We start from the raw sequence: 19,925 nt of genomic DNA, 5'->3' as shown, positions 1-19,925 counted from the left end.
GTGATACCCATGTCTGACCGTGATAGTGATTTCGGTACCTTCGTTTCGGGATTCTTCATCGGAGGCATTGTCGGTGCTGCCGTTGCCTTGTTATTGGCGCCGCAATCTGGCGAGGAAACACGAACGATGATTCGCGAAAAAGGAATCGAGCTTCGTGATCAGGTAGAGCAAACGGCTTCCGAGACCCGTGCTCGTGCAGAACAGTTGGCGCGCGAAGCTCGCGAACGAGCTGAAGATCTGCAGAAACGCGGCCAGGTGATTCTGGAAGAACAAAAATCCCGCATCGAAGAAGCTGTTGAAGCGGGCAAGAAAGCCACGCGCCGCAAGCCAAAAACGACCAAGTCGAAAGAGTCTGAGACTGAATCCAAACCCAAGCCCAAGTCCAAATCAAAATCCTGAAGCATAATTCAACACGCGTCAGATAGATTCTTTGTTTATTAAAAGGACGCTACCAAGTGCGTCCTTTTTTAATGCGTCACAGCGCTCAGCAGCTTGTAAACCCTAAACGCGGCACAACCCTCCGTTCAACTCGGCAATGGCAAGCGAAAGCGAATCCGCTACGTCTCCGGCAATTACTCCCGCCAAGGAGCCGACCATCTCTGCCGCCAATTCGCCGGCGCGGCCATGCAAGTAAGCACCCAATACAGCGGCTTCATACGGCTCGACACCCTGTGCTCTCAACCCGGTAATGACACCCGACAGCACATCGCCCGTTCCGGCGCATGCGAGTGCGGACGTGGCAAATGGCAATACGGCAGACTTTCCATCCGGCGCTGCTACAACCGTAAATGCGCCTTTTAACACAACCACGTGTCCCCACTCTGCCGCGGCGCGCTGCGCATGATTGACGCGGTCTTTTTGAATTTCTGCCGTGGACAATTTGGTCAGGACCGACATTTCCCCCGGATGCGGTGTAAGCACGGTCATCGGCGGCAGCAGCGACGGCCAATCGGGTAGCTTCGTCAATAATTTAAGTCCATCCGCATCGACGACACACGGAACGTTAAGTTTGGTTTTCTTGACTTTCCCGCGATCCGTCGGCACCAGGCCCAACTTGCCCCGGTCGTCGCCGCTCAACAAACGCTGCAGAAAAACCGCGGTCGCGTGCTGTTGTCCAAAACCAGGGCCGAGAAGCAAGGCCTGTATGTTTTTAATTTCCTCGGCCAGCACCTCCGCGGCGTTTTCAGCGATGACCCCCAACTCGTCCGGCAGCACGATCCAGGTCGCTTCCACCAATTGTGGTGCCAACAACTTTTGGACCGGCGCGGGCACGGCGAGGGTCACCAAGCCGGTACCGACGCGATACGCACCCATAGCCGCCAGTGCTGCGGAACCTGGATAGTTGACCGAACCGGCGACGATCATGGCGCGCCCGAAAGTACCTTTATGTGAGTTTTTGGGCCGTGCAGGAACCCAGGGTTTAACCGTCTCGGCCGTTGCAAGTTCAAGCTCCACGCTGGCAATCTCCTTCATATCATCATCGATTCCGATGTCCCCGATAAAAAGCCGCCCCACCTTATCAGCGCCGGGGAAGATGAACAATCCCGGCTTCGCAGCGGCCAATGTAACCGTAAGGTCGCACGACAGCGATTCGTCGGCCACTTCGCCGCTATCGCAATCCAATCCCGAAGGGCAGTCTACAGCGGCGATGACCGGTTTTCGCTTTCTCGTGGATATCCCCTTGCCGGCTGCATCGAGGATGCTTTTCGCATTTCCCCGCAACGGAAGTGTAAAACCGGTTCCGAGAACTGCGTCGACTATAAAATCAGCGCCTGCAACCCATTCAAGCAGCGTGCTCCGCTCCGTATCTTCGGAGGCAACGACGATCTCAGCCCCATCGTCCGCAAGACGCTTCAGGTTTGCATCGCTTGCCGGGCGCGCTTTCGCCAGGTACGCACGCAGCTTCGCTCCGGCTTGATGCAGATAATGCCCCACGACGAGTCCATCCCCGCCGTTGTTGCCGGAGCCGACGAGGATGAGGGCGCTTTTCCCGTCCATTCTGGTCCAATGATCCAGGATACGTTGGGCGATCGAATGTCCGGCATTCTCCATCATCTGCGCGTAGCTCAATCCTGCGGCATCTGCAGCCTTCTCGATCTTTCTCATTTGCTCGACAGTCACGATCTTCGCCAAAGTTATTCCCTCGTCTCTCTCGATAGTCTATCTTCTTCGATTTTCAACTGCGCCATTTTCTCTCGGCTGGGAAGGCCGGTTTCCGTATTCCAATCTCGTGCCCGGTAATAGGCTTCAAGCATCTCGTCGATGGGTATGACATACCCGGCAGCGCCGCCCTCCTCCAGGGGTTTCATAATCGATTTGGGCAGGCAATCGTCGGAAGGGGTGATTCCCATACCGATATTCACCATCCGTTTGATATTCCAGCCACGCTCTCCAACCTGCATCAATTCATCTAAATTGTAATCAAAACCCGTCACGGCGTTAATCATTTCGAGAACTGAATGCGGCGGCACGTTTGCAAAAATACACATGACCAGGGAGTTTAAAACCGTGCACCAATCTTGATGCCGGGCAACGTTGGCGGCCTTTTCCTCACCCGCCTGTCGTGCAAAGAATTCCACGCCAACTTCCTCTATCGTTTGACCGATTTCTACCATGAAGTAATCGCTCTGGTTGTGGCAGGCGCCTCGGGGAGACGTTGCGTAAACCACGCCCATCCCGGACAGTGCACGCGGATCGTGATACGGCATTTCGAGTCCCTTTACGTGTACGGCCATATCGCTCGCGTCGAAATGTTTGGCCATCTCTTCGGCCCCAAGCGAAAGAAGCTGTCCGAAACCCTCCTGCTTTGCGATGCGGTGGATCAATCGTTCGGCGACGGCCGGCTCTCCCCATTTCAACGCTTCGCCATCGGTATCCGCTTCGCTGATGATGCCTTGTTCATACAGTAAGAATGCAAGTCCGATGGTATTCGAAACCGAAATCGTATCCATGCCGTATCGGTCGCAAAGTTCACCGAGTCGCGTTATTGCGGATAGATCGTCGATCCCCAGGTTCGGACCAAAACCAACGCTGGTTTCGTATTCCGGACCTTTGCGATCTTGCCCATCCGCGAGCCGCACGACCCTTCCGCAAGCAATGACACATCCGTGGCACGTGCTCACACCGGAAAGGATGCTCTCCGCCATGGCCTCCCCGCTGACGCGTTCCGCGCCATCGAACAGCCCTTTCGTAAAGTAGTACTTGGGCATGTCTCCCAAATAATCGAGGTAGTCGCTTGCACTCGACGATCCGAACTGCCGCAGCGCTTCCGCCACGTTGTCCGATCGCAAACTGCGGTTCGATTCCGTGCGTATTTTCGCAAAGCGATCCGGATACGCAATCAACAGATCTCTCTTTCCGCGAGCCGCGATTGCCTTCAATCGTTTGGAGCCCATCACCGCGCCCATACCGGTTCTTCCGGCCATTCTGCCATGATCGCACAGAATCGAAGCAAATCGGAGCTGTTTCTCTCCCGCCAGCCCAATACTGGCTACACGAATTAATGAATCATCGTGCGCTTCGCGGATCAAAGTCTGTGTTTCATACGGGTCACATTTTCCCCATAATCCACCGGCGTCGCAGATCTCTATGTTCCCATCGTGTACCCACAGGTACACCGGCTGCGGCGCCCGGCCCGTGATCCAGATTCCGTCCACGCCCGCCATGCGCATTTCCGGGCCGAAATAACCGCCAACGTTCGATTCGCCCCAAATTCCCGTCGCAGGGGATTTCGCGCAGACGACAAACCGCCCGACTGCCGTGCCCTTCGTTCCGGTCAACGGCCCGCCGAGAAACAACAACGGCGCATCCGGCGAAAGCGGATCGATCTCCTTGCTCAGATATGGATAGAGCAATCGGGCAGCCAGACTCGCGCCCCCCAAGGTCTCCCGCAAGATCTGCACACCAACTTCCAACTGATGTGAAACACCTGTACTGATATCGATGTGAAATATACGAAAACCAAATTCAGGCATGCTGTAAACCCGATCCCCTTCAGGCTCGTGTGTGCTTTCAGCTTGCTTTGGGCTCGATCCTGCTCATCGCATACTCAGCGAGCGCCGTGATGGTGAGGCTTGGATTTACCCCCGGATTGGCGGGGACGATCGACCCGTCGACGATGTACAGCCCCGGGTAATTGAACGCCTCACAATCCACGTCGATAACTCCTTCATCTTCATTCTGACCGAAAACACAGCCACCCAGCATGTGCGCCGTCATCGGCACGTTGATCAAACCCTGGGTGATGGCGCCGCTCGGTGCTCCGCCGATTTTTTCCGCTAAGGAGCGCGCGACCCTTTCCCCCAGGTCGATCTTCACCGGCACCGTTCGTTCCTCGTCTTGTTCACCGACGAGTCCACGCCGAAACATAGCGAAGGGGTTCCGCCCCAGTCGTAAACGCAGTAAGTTGTCTTTCGTCTGCATGACCATGATGGCGATGCCGCGTTTTGTCAGGCCTGGCAGCAGACGCACGTTGAGAAACTCGATCGGATGCCGCAGGGCCTCGACGATGTTGCGCCAGATACGCACGGCCGCGGACTTGCTGGGTTCGATGATCGGAGAAGCCAGCACACGGAACAACATCGAAGATCGTTCTTCCAGCCGCACCGGCTCGATCTGGGTCTCCTCGTCCGCTTTGAAGATCGAGCTGATCGAAATACCCTTCGAATGATCCACATCTTTTGAAAGGCGGAATGCCCCGAAGAACGTTTCGCTGTTGGTACGTACTGCGCATCCTAATTGGGAGGACAAATCGGGAAGCGTCTTGGACACATCGCGACAGCGGAGCAGCAGTTCGACCGTTCCCAAGGTCCCTGCAGACACCACCACATTTCTTGCGTAGACGCCCTTCGTCTTCCCGCCGAGAAATCGCGTAGAAGATCGGTATTTGACAATATACCTCGCATCATGCTGATCTTCTTCCACCAACGGCTCGATACAATCGACTTTCGATTCCGGCCGGATTTCGACGCCGAGGCGTTCCGCGAAGTAAAGATAATTCTTCTGCAGGGTGTTTTTCGAATCGTAACGGCATCCCACGATGCATGCTCCGCAGTGAATGCAGCCTACGCGCGACGGCCCTTCACCATCGAAATATGGATCTGGGCATTCCTCTCCCGGCTGTCCGAAATAGATACCGACTTCCGTCGGCCGGAAACTGTCCGCTCGACCGAATTCCCCGGCGATATCCTGCAGTGCTTCGTCTGCCGGCCAGAATTCAGGATTTCTTTCCACACCCAACATGCGTCTTGCCGTCGAGTAGTGCGGCTTCAAGATATCTCCCCAATTTCCCAAATGCCGCCACGAAGATGCTTCGAAAAAGGTTTCATCTGGCTCCATCAACACCGCGGCGTAGACCAGACTACCTCCCCCAACGCCGCTGGAATGATACAAGAAGTAGCCGCTCGACAGGTTGAGCTGGAGAATTCCGAAACAGCGTAACGCCGGCATCCAAAGATATCGTCGAATGTCCCAATTCGTCTTTGGGAGTTCGTGATCCGCATAGCGCCTGCCGCGTTCGAGCACAAGGACGCGATACCCTTTTTCGGCCAGCCGCAGCGCGGAAACGCTGCCGCCGAAGCCGGATCCCACGATGACAAAATCGTAAATCGTTTCTTCTGCCATGCCTCGCCCGGCCACATCCATGTCCGCCTCCCGTCTTGCTTGTCTGTTCGGTACAACGATTGCTTATGATTCATCTTCCGCAGCGATCTCGACTTCCCGGCAGCAACGGACAAAATCCAACACGGTGGGCACATTACGCAGCATGTAGCCAAGATTTCCCTTAACCTGCAATCTGCGGGTCAACATGGCCTGCATCGGATCCAAATCGCCCTGGAAGATACGCATGATGTCTTTAATCCTGGATCTCAACACAAACGCCGCGCCCGGCATTTCCTCTTGGGCCGGATCGATCACACGCACTTTCCGGCATTTTCCATGCCACAGATCGAGATAGAGCGTGATCGGCAGTCTCGGATCCTCTTCTTTCGGATTGGGTTCGATGACGACGACCATATCACCCTCCCAATTCTTCGCCACCTCCGCATAACGCGAATCCGAATTAAGGACATCCATCAAGGCGACAAGCCATTCTTCACTGGGGAACGGATAGGCCATTTTCGTCCCTTTCACGCGGGTTTCGGCGATTATGATGCATTCCAGGGAAAGAGTCAAAGATTTACATTGACAGTCCTCCCCAAACTCCTTAGACTCTTCTCTTGGTACAATGCTAGTTCATAACCGAAAACAGTTGAAAGAGGTTGCCTATCAAGATGGAATCGCACCAAGAATACTACCTCACACCGAACGGCGCGGCGAAGTTACGAGCGGAACTCGATGAATTACGCGGTCCGAAAAGAAAGGATCTCGCGAAAAGACTGCGGTTTGCGATCCAGCAAGGTGATCTTTCCGAAAACGCGGATTACATTGCGGCAAAGGAAGAGCAAGCGTTTCTTGAAGGCCGCATCCAGGAACTCGAAATCATCCTGCATGATGCGATCATCATCGAGCAAAATACTTCCAAGGATACGGTTGAAATCGGCAGCACGGTCCGCGTCGTCGAAGACGGCAGGGAGCCCGAAACTTACCGGATCGTTGGGGTGAAAGAAACAAATCCTCGGCAGCATATGATCTCCTATGTTTCACCGATCGGCGAAGCACTGATCGGGAAAAGCGTTGGCGACACTGCGACGGCAGAAACACCCGGCGGTAAGATCAAGCTGAAAATCCTGTCCATTCAATGATCACGGCTGCGAAAGCGAAAGAGCGAGGCATCCTCGCTCTTTTTTCGTTCGCAGTTAATTTCGTCAGGATTTGATTTAATAGGGAAGTTCAGATGGCAGTCGGAAAAGCCTTCAACTCTACGGTAAGCCGATCGAAGTAACTCTCTGCCGGCAATGCGGAATCTCCGTAATTCATATCCACTATGCGGGCTTCGACGGTCAGCGACGCCGTCTGGAGACTGATGACCTCGCCGCTCCTTGCTTCGAAAGGATCGCCTTTCGCCGCAAGGTTAGCCCGGGTTTCAACATCTTCGAAGGTGTACCGGCTCATCAAGACTTTCGTTACCGTTTGGATGTCGTTTTTATCGAAGAGCCAGATTTCGAATGCAGATACTTTCTTTGGTTCACCCACACCAATCACGTCACCTATTCCCACGCCGCATTCGCCCAAAAAATCTCCCGCGGCGCTTTCGATGCTGAACGAATCGTCGTACAGATCGTCACCCACAGAATATGTCGTACGAAAAGTCGCCAAAGGTTGGTCGATGGACATGGGAATATCTGTCTCGCCGGCTTCTGCAGCAGGTTCATAATCATTTTCGTAGGCGTACTGTTCGTCATGCGCGCCTGTGTCCATCCTGCGCCGCAGCACGAGTGCAGCCACGAGCAGCAAACCCAGCAGCAAAGTCGCCCCACAAACGGGCAAAAGCAGCCGCGAGAGAGACGAACTCGATTCCCCCTCTGCCGCCGCGGGCGTCTGCTCGGTTTCGCCGGTTTCTTCCATTTCCGGAGGAGTCTCGACGAGTTCGTTGAAACGCTGTATGTTGCCGCTGGTAACCGTGCCAGGATCGTTCGCAACTTCGGACAAGATGTCCGCTTTATCCGCTCCCAGCTCGTTATAGCGTTCAACAGCGAGTTCCGTATCTTCGTTCAGTGCATAGGAATCGATCGTCATCCTCAGATAATCAACGCGCAGATCCCGGCGCAGTTGGTATACCGCTCCGTCAACCCACTCGACGGGGCTGATGATCCATGCATAGAGCACGCCCAGCGCGATTCCCACAATCAACGCGAGCACAACGACCACGACGTTTCGATTTATCTTGCCCGACATCTCGTTCATAGCGCCTCTACTTTGTACTCGGGATCAGGAGTCCCATAGAAAGTAAGTATTGCTCGGCATTCTAGCCCCATCCTACAATTGGGGCAATTACCTGGTTGCAGGATTCATACCGATTCGCCCTCTTCGCGCTGTAACTCGGATAGGTCGAATTGTTCTTCACATTCCGTGCAGCGTGCCCGATGTCGATTTTCGATCACCAGCAAACCGCCACAATTGGGACACGGCGGAGCGATCGGCCGTTTCCAGGACGTAAAGTCGCATTCCGGATAATTGGCACATCCGTAGAACGGACGGCCCTTACGCGTCCGCCGGGCGACGAGATCGCCACCGCATTGCGGACACGTCACCCCTATCTTTTCCAGCCACGGCTCGGTATGCCGACATTCGGGAAAATTGGAGCATCCGATGAATTTTCCATAGCGGCCGTGCCGCAGGACGAGCGGACTGCCGCATTCCGGGCAATTCCGCCCGATTTCTTCCGGCTCTGTCTTGATTTCCGGCATCGCTTCTTCAGCGGCCTCGAGCTGCTTCTCAAAGGGCTCATAGAAATCTCGCACTACGCCGACCCAATCGCGCTTTCCTCCCGCAATTTCATCCAGCTGCTCTTCCATACGAGCCGTAAAACCTGGGTCGACGATGTTGGGAAAATATGCGACGATCAAATCGTTGACGATTTCACCGATTTCGGTGGGCATCAACCGACGACTTTCGCGTACGATGTACCCGCGTTGGCGTAGGGTGGAGATAATTGGCGCATACGTGGACGGTCTGCCAATGCCTTCTTCTTCCAGCGCACGGACCAGTGTGGCATCCGAAAAGCGCGGCGGTGGCTGCGTGAAATGCTGCTCAGGCAGGACTTCCAGAAGCTTGACCGGGTCGCCCTTTTGTAAATTCGGTAATTGAGCAAGCTGGGCGACCAGCTCTTCATCCGCTGCTTCATCCTTCTCCGAATGTTCATCCCCGTTCTTTCCCGACGAATATACGGCCAGGAAGCCGGCGAAACGCAGACTCGATGCGGTTACGCGAAATACATATTCATTGTTCGGTGAACGCCCCACAACTTCGATCGTCAACGTATCGTACTTTGCGGGTTTCATCTGCGAAGCTACAAATCTCTGCCAGATCAAGTTGTACAACTTGTATTGATCCGCCGTCAGGTACGGCTTGAGTGATTTCGGCGTACGCATTACGGAAGTCGGGCGAATGGCCTCGTGGGCTTCCTGCGCCAGCCGGCCGCGAGTACGGTAGACGGGCGGTTTTTCGGGTAAAAACTCATTGCCATATTGGTCGGCGATCAATTTTCTCGCCTCCAACTGCGCTTGTTTGGAAACCTGTGTGGAATCTGTACGCATGTAGGTGATCAAGCCCACCCGCTCACCATCACCGAATTCTACGCCTTCGTACAATTGCTGTGCGATGACCATCGTCCGGCGTGCGGTGTAGCCGAACCGTTGCGAAGCGGTCTGCTGCATCGTGGAGGTGGTGAAGGGCGCCGACGGCCGACGTGTGCGCTGCCCCCTTCGGACGTTTCCAATCTGATGGGTAGCCTGGCGCAGATCGGAGATGATCGACTGCACTTCCTCATTGGACCCAATTTCCGGTTTTTCCCCGTTGTGTTTCACGAGTCTGGCCATGAAGGCAGGAGGCTTGTCTTCGTTCAGGAATTCCGCATCGATCGTCCAATATTCCTGGGGCACGAATTTCTCGATCTCGCGCTCCCGCTCGACGATCAGACGCAGCGCAACGGACTGCACGCGGCCCGCAGATAATCGTCCCCGGACTTTTTCCCACAACAGTGGGCTGAGATTGTATCCGACCAGGCGATCGAGAATTCGGCGTGCTTGCTGTGCGTCGACCAGGTCCATCGCGATGTCCCGCGGCTGCTCGAATGCTTCTTTGATCGCGGGTTCCGTTATTTCGTTGAAAACGACACGCTTGGCGTTGTCACGGTCGATGTCGGCTGCTTCCAACAAATGCCACGCAATTGCTTCGCCCTCGCGATCGTGATCCGTTGCCAGGTACACCTCTTTCGAGCCCGCAGCAGCCGATTTAAGTTCCTTGACCACCTCGCGTTTCTCGTTGGGCACACGATATTTCGGTTTGAAATCATGCTCCACATCGACAGACAACTGCGAACGCAGCAAATCCCGCACGTGGCCGATCGATGCCATGACCTTGTAGTCCTTGCCGAGAAAACGGCTGATCGTACGCGCCTTTGCGGGCGATTCGACGATCACCAGCTTTCCGCTGCGTTTTTTGTCTTTCTTCTTTTTTCGCCTCGTTTTCACCGCACCTTCTGGCGGGGTGAGACCGGCATGCGCAGGCGTTTTTCCCATGCGGTAAAGCCCGGTGCCGCACACGGCGCAGACGCCTTTGGTCGCCGGTGTTCCCGTTGCCGTGAAGGTCGGTTCTGCCTGCGTTATTTCTCTTTTCTGCTTACACTTCACACAATATGCTTCCACAAACACTCTCCTATAGATATCGATCCATACCCTTTTCTTCCAGCATACGCACGATTTTTCGAACGTCTTCGGACCGATCTTTCGGGCACACCAGCAGCACGTCGCCCATATCCACGACGATCAATGCATCCGTTCCCAAGGCGACGATCAAGCGCTGCGCTTCGGCGCTTTCATCCTTGTAGATCAACGTATTCCTGGCGTCGACCGTCAAACAATTCTCAGCCAGGATCACGTTTCCGTGCTCGTCCTGGTCTTTCACCTCGAACATGCGCGCCCATCCACCGACGTCGCACCAACCAAGATCATCTGCCGGAATGACACTCACATTCCTGGCGCCTTCCATGATGCCAAAATCCACCGTCTGGCTTTCCAATTGGCACCAGACTCTTTCTGTCGTTTCCGCTTCGTCTGCCGTGCCCAATACTCGATCGATCTCTTCCAATCCTCGGAACAGCTCAGGCATCTGTCTTTCGATTTCAGCCAGAATGCTTTCCGCTTTCCAGACGAACATCCCCGAATTCCAGGAGTATTCGCCGCTGTCTACATATTCTTCGGCCAGACCTACGTCCGGCTTTTCCTTAAAAGCCTCCACGCGAAACGCCTCGAATCCGTTGAACACGCCGCGACGTTCTCCACGATGGATATAGCCGTACCCTGTATCCGGGTATCGAGGCGTGACGCCCAAGGTGACAAGATCTCCCGCCAACGCCAGTTCTCTTGCGGCTCGAAGCAGTTCCTGAAAATTTTCTTTGTCTGCGATAAAGTGATCTGCAGTGAGGATGGCAATCACGCAGTCCTGATTTACTTTTCTCAGCTTGATCGCAGCCAGCCCCACGACCGAGGCGGTGCCTCGCGGGCAGGGCTCGAGGATGAAGTTATCCGCCGGCAGGGAGGGAACCTGATCGGACAATATTTTAGCCTGATCCTCGACCGTGACGACGAAAATTCGATCGAAATCCATCAATGGCTGCAAACGTTTAACCGATACATCGAACAATGTCTCATTTCCAAATATCTGCAGCATCTGCTTTGGCCGGTCTCGCCGGGACAATGGCCAAAGCCGCGTGCCGCCACCGCCCGCCATGATCGCTGCAAAAAAGTCTTCTGCCATATTTATCAATCCCGCAGGTATGCAGTTCGCGCTTCTCGAATTTTCACGTATTGCATACCACTGAGTTTTCGCACGCGTCCTTTTAGCTCCAGCATCGCCAACGCGGCCGTGATGCGTGCAATTGGCAATGCACACGATTCCTTTAATTCGTCCACGTGAACGGGTTCGCTTCCCAGAGATTCCAGGATCAACCGCTCCGTTTTATCTTCCGGCAATGCCCGCGACACAGCTTCCTGCCGGGTAACGATTTCCATATTCAGGACTTCGAGCACGTCCTGAGGGGAGAGCATCGGTTGTGCACCAGATTGTATCAACTGATTTACACCTTTGCTCGTATTCCGATGAACATCTCCCGGAACTGCGAGTACGTCTCGTCCTTGTTCTGCTGCGAAGTCCGCCGTGATCAACGCACCGCTCCCTTCTCCCGCTTCGACGACTATGACGACCATCGAGAGACCGCTGATGATTCGATTGCGGGGCGGGAAATTCTTCGCTTCGGGCCGCGTCCCGAGGGGATAATCGCTGATAACGGCCCCATTTTCGATTATCCTTTGGGCCAGTTTTCGATGTTCGGGTGGATAGATTTGATCCAATCCGGATCCCAGCACCGCGATCGTCCGCCCACCCGCGTCCAACGCAGCTTCGTGAGCGACGCCATCGATGCCGCGCGCCAAACCCGATACCACCGTCACGCCGCTTCCGGCGAGCGTCCGGCCTAGATCGCGTGTGACCGCCTCACCGTACGGCGACATCCTGCGTGTGCCGACTACCGCCGCCGCCCATCGATCCCGGGTATCGAAATCGCCCAAAGTGTATAACATCGGCGGAGGCGCATCGATTTCACGCAATCGCTGCGGATATTGCTGGCAGTCCCAGGTTATGACTTTCAATCCTCTGGACTGGATATCCTTCCATACGCTTTCCAAATCTACACGCCGGCGTACTTCTAAAAACGATTCGATGGTCTTCGGTCCCAAACCGGCGGATTTCAACGTCTGACGATCTGCGTTCCAGGCAAGCTCCACGTCTCCGCATGTATCCAGTAGTGATCGCAGACGATGGGGCCCGATACCAGAGACAAGGTTGAAACCGACCCAATACAGTTTTTTCTCCCCCATTTCAGCCTCCGAAAGCCGTCAGAGCATATCACAGCGATTTCGCGCATGTCAAGTTGACAACATACTGCCAGATACTTTCATAGACGCATGAAACGCAAATCTCTCAAGCGCAAGAAAAAACGCCTGAATGGATCAGGCGTTTGTGCGGGGATGACGGGATTCGAACCCGCGATCTCTGCCTTGACAGGGCAGCGTGTTAAGCCACTACACTACACCCCCGGACGCTGAGCAGTGTACCACAGTCCGAGAATTGGCGTCAAGAAACTTCATCCTGACGATGTCGATTGGCTAATAAAGCTCCTCTAATGTTGCCGTTGGCGTCATTGTAACCGTGGGTGTAATTGTCGGTGTCGGTGTCGGCGGAGCCACATAGCAAACGCCAGGTTCGGTGCCGTCCGGTGTAAATCCTACGGTCCAGCGGCAGGTGTTGTCCATCATGGCGACTTGCTTGATGGGATACAGTGAACTGCTGATCTCTGGCGATCCGGCTTCTTCCGGCGTGAAATGGTCGTTGTAGTCCATCCAACCCGGCTGGATGACCATTTCTTCCGACCAGACTCCCCACATGAACTCGCCGTCCGAATCGATCAAAGAATACTTGAAAGCCAACTGCACACGGTCCGGCTGTGTGGGCGATCGCCGTATCCAAGCCGCGTCCGGATCGGTCCCGATTCCCTGGGCAAATAACTGCTCGTCATACCCGTCCCAGACCGGCTGCGGAGGATCGGCTTCCAGCGGAACCACGCCGCCGACGTCGTTGTTGCTGTCCCGCCAGGCGAACACGCCGTCTGTGGTCCAGTCGCTCGATGCAGGAACGACGCCCGAAATATACCAATCGCCACGACCATCGAGATCTCCATCGATCTCAACGGCATACACGGCCTGCGAATCGGCAGGAGGTTCGCCCTCCAGGAATATAGTTACATACACCCAGGAACCACTCAAACTCAACTCGGCACGGGTGATGTCGAGATGTTCTACGTAGTCCATCACTTCGGAGGTAAACGGGCGTTCGACCAGGTTTTTATCGAAGTTATCGGCGATCGCTCTACGCTCTGCTGCCAACGCCTTCGTGGATCGATCCGTCATGTAGCTGGTCAGACTACCCGGATTCTCCGGACGGGCTACGTGTTCGACGGTCGCCGTCGGGGTGACCTCGGCTGCAGGTTCTTCTTCGACGGGTTCCGGAGAAGATTCACCGGATTCGCCCTCACCTCCAGATGACGCCTGAAGTGTGGCCGCAACAATGAGGTCCAACGCTTCCATGGTCTGCGTGCCCGCAAGATTCAGATCGGCTTCCTGCGTCTGTGCCAGCGGCCCGCAGGCGAGAATCCCCAGAATCAGGATCGTGAAGACCAGCGTGAGAGAATTCCGGCGAGATGATTCCATGTTATTCCTCCATGCGAAACGAAGTGCGTGATAACGGTTTCAATTTTACAACGCTGTCGATATGCCATTTGTGACATCGCTGGCTCAATGACTATAAGTATAACCCGAGGCGCCGCAATTCGCGCAGCACACCTTGTTGATGCGCCTTCGCTCATGACGTATAATCGCTAACCAAGTGGAGTTAGAATGTCGAAAAAACGAGAAAATAAAACGCCCGTGAAGCGGACGGGCGCAGAGATCCGTCAATCCTTCCTGGATTTTTTCGCGCGGCACGGTCACACGATCGTCCCTTCCGCCTCTCTCGTTCCCGGCGGGGATCAAACCCTGCTCTTCACAAACGCCGGTATGGTGCAGTTTAAAGACGTGTTCCTCGGTTCCGGCACTCGCCCCTACGTTCGTGCCGTGGACTGTCAAAAATGCATGCGCGTCGCGGGCAAGCACAACGACCTGGAAGACGTCGGACGGGACGACACTCACCATACGTTCTTCGAAATGCTAGGCAACTGGTCCTTCGGTGATTACTACAAGAAGGACGCAATCACCTGGGCCTGGGAACTGCTCACGGATGTGTGGGGGCTGCCGAAAGATCGGCTGTACGCCACATGCTTCGAAGACGAAATGGGAGAGATTCCTCGCGACGACGAAGCGGCCGGCATCTGGCTCGAACAACCCGGTTTCCCAGCCAGCCACGTGCTTTATTTCGGCAGGGAGGAAAATTTCTGGGAGATGGCGGACACGGGACCTTGCGGCCCGGACAGCGAAATCCACTTCGATCGCGGTCCCGAATACTGCAACATGCGGGACGTGAAGGGTCACGAATGCGCAGTAAACGGTGACTGCCAGCGCTATCTGGAATTGTGGAACCTGGTGTTTATCCAGTACAACCGCATCAGCCCACACGAACTCGAACCGCTTCCCGCAAAACACGTCGACACCGGCATGGGCTTCGAACGCATCGTATCGGTTCTGCAGGACGTCGATTCCAATTACAAAACGGATCTGTTCACGCCGCTTCTGGACACCGTTCAACGACTGACCGGCGACGATGAGAAAACCCGGCATCAAAATCTGACTCCCTATCGCGTCATCGCCGATCACGGACGTGCGGCTTCGTTCCTGATTGCAGACGGCGTCGTCCCTGGAAATGTCGGGCGCAACTACGTCTGCCGCATGATCATCCGCCGCGCAAGCCGTTTCGGCGCAATGATCGGTCTCGACGAACCCTTCCTCCATGAAATTGCTCAGACGGTGATCGCACACTACGGCGATTTCTACCCGGAACTCGAGCGAAATAAGGCGGCCATTCTGCAAACCCTCACGGACGAAGAACGCCGTTTTCACCGCACGATCGATGTCGGCGTCGCCCACTTCATGACGTTGATGGAGCAAGCCGAATCATCCGGTTCGAAGGTCATTTCCGGTCAATCGGCTTTCGACCTGTACGCCACGTACGGCCTGCCTTTCGAGATCACGCGCGATCTCGCCGAAGAACACGGTTTTACGACCGACGAAGCGGGATTTTACACGGCGATGGAGCAACACCGCCTCACATCCGGAGATGGCAGCGGTAAAGCCCATGCAGACGAAAACATCGATCTCTACCGCCAGGTCCTGGAAGACCTGCGTTCTGCAAAGGTGTTGGGGCCGGCGGGGGTCGTTTACGACCCGTACGATTCGATTCAGACTCAGGGAGACGTCCTGGCGCTCATTCGAGGGGATGAACGCGTTCGATCCGTGCATGAAGGTGAACGAGTCGAGGTCGTGCTGCCAGAGACTTCTTTTTACGTCGAATCCGGCGGACAGGTGACCGACACGGGGGAAATATCCGCCGTCAACGGCGCCTCCTGGGAAATCGAAATCGAGCGCGCACGCGAACCCGTTAAAGGTCTGATTCTGCACGAGGGTAACGTCGTTCGCGGGACCCCGCAGGTCGGCGATCTTGCGCGGGCTTCGGTCGACGGGGATCGCCGCCTGGATATCATGCGCAATCACACGGCCACCCACCTGCTCCACGCCGCGCTGCGAGAAGTTCTCGGAGAGCATGCCCGCCAGGCCGGTTCGCTGGTGGCGCCCGACCGCCTGCGTTTCGATTTCACACATCCCGAAGCGATGACGGCTGATGAGATTCAATTGGTGCAGGACAAGGTCTCCGAGGCCATTTTAGCGAACTATAAACTGACGGTGGTGCATAAATCACGCGAGGAAGCGATAGACGAAGGCGCGATGGCGCTTTTCGGAGAAACATACGGCGAAGTCGTGCGCACGGTCAGCATCGGCGAAAACGTGCGCCATTCCTACGAATTATGCGGCGGCACACACGTCGACGAGACCGGAATCATCGGCCCCTTTCTGATCTTGAGCGAGGGAAGCGTTGCGGCCGGAATTCGCCGCATCGAGGCCGTCACCGGACGTAAAGCACAGTCCATCATCGACGAACGCCTGCGCATCCTGCAAGATGTCGCGGCCATCCTGGATTCACCCGTAGAAGAAATCGACACGCGGATTCGGAATATACTCGCCGAGCGCGATCGACTCGAGCGGGAACGTTCGACGTATCAGTCGCAGCAAGCGGTCGAAGTTTTCGATTCTCTCGAACCCCAGAAGTATGCCGGGGTGCTCGTGCTCAGCGCGATGATCCCCGACGCCGATGCCGAGATTCTGCGCCAGTTGACGGATCGGTTTCGCGCCAAATTCGATTCTGGTGTGGCCCTGCTCGGATCGATCGTAGATGGAAGGCCTATTCTCGTAGCCGCCGTGAGTGAAGACCTCATCTCGCGAAACCTGAACGCCTCGAAATTGGTGAAACTCGCTGCTAAAGCCATCGGCGGCGGCGGGGGCGGCAAAGCGACCCTGGCGCAGGCGGGCGGTAAAGATGCCTCTAAAATGCCCGAGGCTTTGGACGTAGTGCCCGATTGGGTGGAATCTGATCTCCAATGAAACCGATTGCATGTGACTGATCCCGGTGAAAGTCCATATCGTTCACCTCGATTTGCATGACGATTACGTGTCTGCCCGAGACAAGTTGGGCTGGGCGAAATCTCCGCGCGTGCTCATCGTCTGGCCAAAGTACGGGCGAATTCTCCACCGCAGGCTAGACCTGGTATTGCTGCAGCGTTTCGCGGCGCAGCACAGCCTGCAAATCGGTCTCGTAACAAACGACCCGGGTGTCCTCGATCATGCCGATGTTTTGGCGATTCCGGCTTTCGAGAGCGTCGATGCCGTGACGGATGCCGGCTGGCGCCGCAGGGCTCGCCGCCGTTCAAAAGCAGCAGGTCCACGCCCCAGGAAGAAAGAAGCCTCGATTGCGAGGCTCGAGTCGACCAACGACCTCGCAGACAGGCCGCCCTCCACACCACTTAAAATATTGCGTGCGCTCTTACTGGTCGTGGTTCTCGTTACGCTTGGCGGCTTGGCGATCCTCATCGTTTCTCGTGCGGAGCTGATCATCTCGCCGCCAATCGAAGCGCAGACCACCAACCTGCTTTTGCATGTCGATCCTGCATTGGTGGTGCCGGAAGCAGACGGCGCGATACCCGGCCAAATTCTCACCGTACAGGTTTCGGATGAACTGCGGCTGCCGACCAGCGGCGAAATTGCCCTGCCAGCCACTTCTGCACGGGGATTCGTCACCTTCACGAATCTGACTTCGGATACCATCGAAATCCCTGCAGGCACGGGGCTGCGCGCCAGCGCGTACGAGGATCAGCGCTTCGTCACGACGGAAAACGTGTCTCTGCCGGGTGAGATCGGCGCGCAGGCAGAGGCGGCCATCGAGGCCACCACATTGGGTCCGGCCGGCAATTTACCCTCCGGAGCGATCGACGCCGTGGAAGGCACGCTGGGACTGCAGGTAGAAGTCAACAACATCGTCTACCTCTCCGGCGGGGAAAACGAAATCCATGGAGCCGTCGCCGAAGCGGATTTCAAACGCCTGGAGGATAAACTTCAGGAGAATCTGGAAGCCCAGGCACTGCAGCAGCTCAGTGCGCTTTTACATGAGCAGCAGATCCTGCTTTCCCAATCGCTTCGACTCACGCAAGTCGACCAACGTACGTTCGATCGTGCACTCGGCGATCCGGCGGACACGCTTGCCTTGTCGATGGACGTCGAATACAGCGTTTTTGCGTACCGGAATTCGGATGCGCAAACTGCGGCGGAGCGAGTGCTTGCCGATCAGATACCTGCCGGATATGCGCCGGTTCCACACAGTTTCGGTTTCGAAGTCCTCGAAGAGGGTTCGCAAATCCGATCCGACGTCGTCGATCTCGCCGCACGCGCCTGGCAGGATATCTACATCCCTGCCGACAAGGACATGCTGCGTGAAATCCTTCGCTGGGAACGACCGGCGCGTGCGGTGGCGCTCGTCTCGCAGAACATCGCGGTCACGGAACCTCCGACGCTGCACCTCTATCCCGGATGGCTGCCGCGAATCCCGTTCCTCCCAACGCGAATCTCCATTCACTATTCTTGGCAGGTGAATTCATGACCCGCATACTTGCCGTCGACCCGGGAGACAAACGCATCGGCCTGGCGGTCAGCGATCCAAGCGGAACCATCGCGAGACCCCTGGCGGTCGTCAAACACGTGTCGAGAATCACAGACGCCCAAGCAATCGTCCAGTGGGCGGATGAATGCGAAGCGGATAGGATCCTCGTCGGACTTGCCCTGAACGCGGCGGGCCAAATCGGGCATCAAGCTCGAAAGGCGCTGCGCCTGGTTGAGGCGCTGCGCGCCGTGACGGAATTACAGGTCGACACCTGGGACGAAACTGATTCCACGAGTGCCGCGCTCCGACTCCACGGGAAAAAAGATGGCATGACGGATGCGCGTGCAGCCGCCGTTTTCTTACAGGAATACCTCTATGCTGAAAAGCCTTAAACGACCTGCTTGTTTGCTCGGTGCAGCTGCTGGTATGCTGATCATCTGCGGAGTAATCTGGGCGGCGGGATTCGTCATGCTCGGCGTGCCGCAGTCGAACGAACGCCTCGGCCCGCCCAATCCCCACCTGAACCCGTTCATGCGCACGCTGTTATCCGTGTATCTGCTGGCCAATGAAGCCGCGCTCGACGAACCTGCGGGCGCAGCGGAAGTATCGATTGATTTCGAAGTGTTTGAGGGCAATCTCGCCAGCGACGTCGTCGACCGCCTGACGGAAAGCGGCGTCGTCCGCAACGGTTTCCTGCTGCGCAATTACCTGCGCTACCGCGGTTTCGACTACAGCGTCGAGGTTGGATATTACCAACTTACCGGAGAGATGACCATCCGCCAGATCGCAGACGCACTGCAGACCGCGATCCCTGCGGCGACCGCCTTCACCGTGGTCGAGGGCTTGCGCCTGGAAGAAATCGCCGAACGCGTCGCCGTCAGCGATCTGAATATCAGCTTCGAGGATTTTCTGGCAGCTTGTGATGAAATTGCCCGCAGCAGCGATCTTCCAGTCGATTGGCCCGCCGAAGCTTCGCTGGAAGGGTTACTGTTCCCGGACACGTATTTCTTCGATCCCGAGGCATCTGCACGTGACGTGATCCTCGCCATGCTGGACAACTTCGAATCCAAGCTCGATGCAGAAATGCTCGCGGGATTCGAACGACAGGGATTGAACGTATACCAGGCTGTCACGCTGGCCTCGATAGTAGAGCGCGAAGCCGTAATCCCGGATGAACGGCCGCTGATCGCCTCGGTCTTCCTGCGGCGTCTGTCCCTGGGCATGAAATTGGAAGCGGATCCCACCGTCCAGTACGCACTGGGCCTGCAGACCGGCGGATGGTGGAAGGCGCCGCTCAGCTTCTCCGATCTGGAATTCGACTCCCCGTACAACACCTACCGATTCACCGGACTGCCGCCGGGCCCGATCGCCAATCCTGGCGCTTCGGCGTTGAAGGCAGTCGCCTTCCCCGCCGACAGCACCTACCTGTACTTCCGTGCGCTGTGCGACGGATCGGGCCGTCACGCATTCGCCGAAACGTACGAAGAGCATCTCGAAAACGCCTGCCCCTGACG

Annotated in this window: 15 protein-coding genes and 1 tRNA gene; 6 read left to right on the top strand and 10 right to left on the bottom strand. The window is 56.1% G+C overall.

Annotated elements, in window-relative coordinates:
- Window positions 1-9 precede the first annotated feature (9 nt).
- Window positions 10-399 carry a YtxH domain-containing protein gene (locus tag P8Z34_00630; protein ID MEJ2549168.1) on the top strand — a complete coding sequence of 130 codons (390 nt, stop codon included), beginning with the start codon at window positions 10-12 and terminating at the stop codon, window positions 397-399.
- Window positions 400-501: 102 nt separating this feature from the next.
- On the opposite strand, the gene P8Z34_00625 is transcribed toward P8Z34_00630, so the two are convergent.
- Genes P8Z34_00625 through P8Z34_00610 form a run of 4 tightly spaced genes read right to left on the bottom strand, consistent with a single transcriptional unit; the run spans window position 502 to window position 6,132 of the window.
- Window positions 502-2,133 carry an NAD(P)H-hydrate dehydratase gene (locus tag P8Z34_00625; protein MEJ2549167.1) on the bottom strand — a complete coding sequence of 544 codons (1,632 nt, stop codon included), beginning with the start codon at window positions 2,131-2,133 and terminating at the stop codon, window positions 502-504.
- 2 nt (window positions 2,134-2,135) lie between these two features.
- Complete coding sequence (locus P8Z34_00620; protein MEJ2549166.1) at window positions 2,136-3,974, bottom strand: aldehyde ferredoxin oxidoreductase family protein; 1,839 nt, start codon at window positions 3,972-3,974, stop codon at window positions 2,136-2,138.
- Window positions 3,975-4,011: 37 nt separating this feature from the next.
- Window positions 4,012-5,643, bottom strand: coding sequence for a GMC family oxidoreductase (locus P8Z34_00615; GenBank protein MEJ2549165.1), 1,632 nt, complete (start codon window positions 5,641-5,643; stop codon window positions 4,012-4,014).
- 42 nt (window positions 5,644-5,685) lie between these two features.
- Complete coding sequence (locus P8Z34_00610) at window positions 5,686-6,132, bottom strand: SCP2 sterol-binding domain-containing protein (GenBank protein MEJ2549164.1); 447 nt, start codon at window positions 6,130-6,132, stop codon at window positions 5,686-5,688.
- A gap of 140 nt (window positions 6,133-6,272) precedes the next feature.
- Between P8Z34_00610 and greA the strand changes: the two genes are divergently transcribed.
- Window positions 6,273-6,743, top strand: coding sequence for a transcription elongation factor GreA (gene greA, locus P8Z34_00605; protein MEJ2549163.1), 471 nt, complete (start codon window positions 6,273-6,275; stop codon window positions 6,741-6,743).
- An 88-nt stretch (window positions 6,744-6,831) separates the two neighbouring features.
- Here greA and P8Z34_00600 read toward each other — a convergent pair whose 3' ends face one another.
- From P8Z34_00600 to P8Z34_00575, 6 genes are all read right to left on the bottom strand, one after another.
- Entirely contained in the window at window positions 6,832-7,836 is a 1,005-nt protein-coding gene (locus P8Z34_00600; protein MEJ2549162.1) for a hypothetical protein, read from the bottom strand.
- A gap of 113 nt (window positions 7,837-7,949) precedes the next feature.
- Complete coding sequence (gene topA, locus P8Z34_00595; protein MEJ2549161.1) at window positions 7,950-10,292, bottom strand: type I DNA topoisomerase; 2,343 nt, start codon at window positions 10,290-10,292, stop codon at window positions 7,950-7,952.
- A 25-nt stretch (window positions 10,293-10,317) separates the two neighbouring features.
- The gene (locus tag P8Z34_00590) at window positions 10,318-11,418 is read right to left on the bottom strand and encodes a sugar phosphate nucleotidyltransferase (GenBank protein ID MEJ2549160.1); all 1,101 of its coding nucleotides are present in this window, start codon (window positions 11,416-11,418) and stop codon (window positions 10,318-10,320) included.
- Between the two features lie 5 nt (window positions 11,419-11,423).
- On the bottom strand, window positions 11,424-12,536 hold the full coding sequence (dprA, locus tag P8Z34_00585) for a DNA-processing protein DprA (protein MEJ2549159.1): 1,113 nt from the start codon (window positions 12,534-12,536) through the stop codon (window positions 11,424-11,426).
- Window positions 12,537-12,681: 145 nt separating this feature from the next.
- Window positions 12,682-12,755: transfer RNA gene (locus P8Z34_00580), tRNA-Asp, on the bottom strand.
- 69 nt (window positions 12,756-12,824) lie between these two features.
- On the bottom strand, window positions 12,825-13,925 hold the full coding sequence (locus P8Z34_00575; GenBank protein MEJ2549158.1) for a hypothetical protein: 1,101 nt from the start codon (window positions 13,923-13,925) through the stop codon (window positions 12,825-12,827).
- A gap of 186 nt (window positions 13,926-14,111) precedes the next feature.
- Between P8Z34_00575 and alaS the strand changes: the two genes are divergently transcribed.
- From alaS to mltG, 4 genes are read left to right on the top strand one after another with little or no spacing between them, the layout of a single operon-like run.
- Window positions 14,112-16,862: an alanine--tRNA ligase gene (alaS, locus tag P8Z34_00570; GenBank protein MEJ2549157.1), complete on the top strand. Its 2,751-nt coding sequence runs from the start codon at window positions 14,112-14,114 to the stop codon at window positions 16,860-16,862.
- A 25-nt stretch (window positions 16,863-16,887) separates the two neighbouring features.
- Window positions 16,888-18,411 (top strand): baseplate J/gp47 family protein, encoded by a 1,524-nt coding sequence (locus tag P8Z34_00565; GenBank protein ID MEJ2549156.1) that lies wholly within the window; start codon window positions 16,888-16,890, stop codon window positions 18,409-18,411.
- Complete coding sequence (gene ruvX / locus P8Z34_00560) at window positions 18,408-18,803, top strand: Holliday junction resolvase RuvX (GenBank protein MEJ2549155.1); 396 nt, start codon at window positions 18,408-18,410, stop codon at window positions 18,801-18,803. Before P8Z34_00565 ends, ruvX begins: the two co-directional genes overlap by 4 nt.
- Window positions 18,787-19,923, top strand: a complete 1,137-nt coding sequence (mltG, locus tag P8Z34_00555; protein MEJ2549154.1) for an endolytic transglycosylase MltG — start codon at window positions 18,787-18,789, stop codon at window positions 19,921-19,923. The genes ruvX and mltG overlap by 17 nt, the downstream gene beginning before the upstream one ends.
- Window positions 19,924-19,925: the final 2 nt, after the last annotated feature.

It is taken from the genome of Anaerolineales bacterium (assembly GCA_037382465.1).
Taxonomy (GTDB): Bacteria; Chloroflexota; Anaerolineae; order Anaerolineales; family E44-bin32; genus WVZH01.
This window is presented reverse-complemented; position numbering and strand designations above follow the sequence as displayed.

Excerpts from the sequence above, each read along its gene's own strand:
- dprA (MEJ2549159.1), bottom strand. The coding sequence starts at position 12,536 with ATGGGGGAGAAAAAACTGTATTGGGTCGGTTTCAACCTTGTCTCTGGT.
- P8Z34_00575 (MEJ2549158.1), bottom strand. The coding sequence starts at position 13,925 with ATGGAATCATCTCGCCGGAATTCTCTCACGCTGGTCTTCACGATCCTG.
- P8Z34_00600 (MEJ2549162.1), bottom strand. The coding sequence starts at position 7,836 with ATGTCGGGCAAGATAAATCGAAACGTCGTGGTCGTTGTGCTCGCGTTG.
- alaS (MEJ2549157.1), top strand. The coding sequence starts at position 14,112 with ATGTCGAAAAAACGAGAAAATAAAACGCCCGTGAAGCGGACGGGCGCA.
- greA (MEJ2549163.1), top strand. The coding sequence starts at position 6,273 with ATGGAATCGCACCAAGAATACTACCTCACACCGAACGGCGCGGCGAAG.
- mltG (MEJ2549154.1), top strand. The coding sequence starts at position 18,787 with ATGCTGAAAAGCCTTAAACGACCTGCTTGTTTGCTCGGTGCAGCTGCT.
- ruvX (MEJ2549155.1), top strand. The coding sequence starts at position 18,408 with ATGACCCGCATACTTGCCGTCGACCCGGGAGACAAACGCATCGGCCTG.
- P8Z34_00590 (MEJ2549160.1), bottom strand. The coding sequence starts at position 11,418 with ATGGCAGAAGACTTTTTTGCAGCGATCATGGCGGGCGGTGGCGGCACG.
- P8Z34_00615 (MEJ2549165.1), bottom strand. The coding sequence starts at position 5,643 with ATGGATGTGGCCGGGCGAGGCATGGCAGAAGAAACGATTTACGATTTT.
- P8Z34_00630 (MEJ2549168.1), top strand. The coding sequence starts at position 10 with ATGTCTGACCGTGATAGTGATTTCGGTACCTTCGTTTCGGGATTCTTC.
- P8Z34_00620 (MEJ2549166.1), bottom strand. The coding sequence starts at position 3,974 with ATGCCTGAATTTGGTTTTCGTATATTTCACATCGATATCAGTACAGGT.